At 50.0% G+C, this 1,007-nt stretch carries 1 protein-coding gene; it reads left to right on the forward strand.

The features are described from left to right. Positions 1-1,007, forward strand: a 1,007-nt coding sequence (locus AB4167_RS21935) for a VCBS domain-containing protein (protein WP_372137024.1), incomplete at both ends; no start/stop codon positions are given.

The following is a 1,007-nucleotide window of genomic DNA, read 5'->3' on the forward strand; positions in this document are numbered from 1 at the left end:
TCAGGCACGTTAACCAGTACTGACGTGGATAATACAGATAATACCTTCACGCCAGACTCCATTGCAGGCACCAATGGCGACCTGACTATCGATGCCAGTGGACATTGGGTGTTCACCGCTAACAGCGCGTTTAATCAATTGAACGTTGGCGATAAAGTCGAAGAGACCTTCACGGTATCGTCGGTTGATGGCACGCCGTCGACCATAAAAGTGACGATTAACGGCACTAACGATGCAGCGACAGTCAGTACCGAAACAGTCAGTGTGGATGAGACTGATAAAGCAGTCACGACTTCAGGAACATTAACCAGCACCGATGTCGATAATCCGGATAATGCGTTCACGCCGGATTCCATTGCAGGCACCAATGGCGACCTGACTATTGATGCTAATGGTCACTGGAGCTTCACCGCCAACAGTGCGTTTAATCAATTGAACGTTGGCGATAAAGTCGAAGAAACCTTCACGGTGTCGTCTGTAGATGGCACAACGTCCACCATCAAGGTGACGATCAACGGCACTAACGATGCCGCAACTGTCAGCAGTGCGACCGTTGCCATTGATGAGACCGACAAAGCGGTAACCACCTCAGGCACACTAACCAGTACCGACGTAGATAATCCAGATAACACTTTCACACCCGATTCGATTACTGGCACCAACGGTGACCTGACTATTGATGCCAATGGTCACTGGAGCTTCACCGCCAACAGCGCATTTAATCAATTAAACGTCGGCGATAAGGTCGAAGAGACCTTTACGGTATCGTCTGTTGATGGCACACCTTCGACCATTAAAGTCACGATCAATGGCACTAATGACGCTGCTACTGTCAGCAGCGCGACCATTGCCATCGATGAAACTGACAAAGCGGTAACCACCTCAGGCACCCTCACCAGTACCGATGTTGATAACCCAGACAATACCTTCACGCCAGATTCTATCTCAGGCACCAACGGTGATCTCACCATTGATACCACTGGCCACTGGGTATTCACCGCCAACAG

It is taken from the genome of Vibrio sp. 10N.286.49.E11 (genome assembly GCF_041469505.1).
Taxonomy (GTDB): Bacteria; Pseudomonadota; Gammaproteobacteria; order Enterobacterales; family Vibrionaceae; genus Vibrio; species Vibrio crassostreae_C.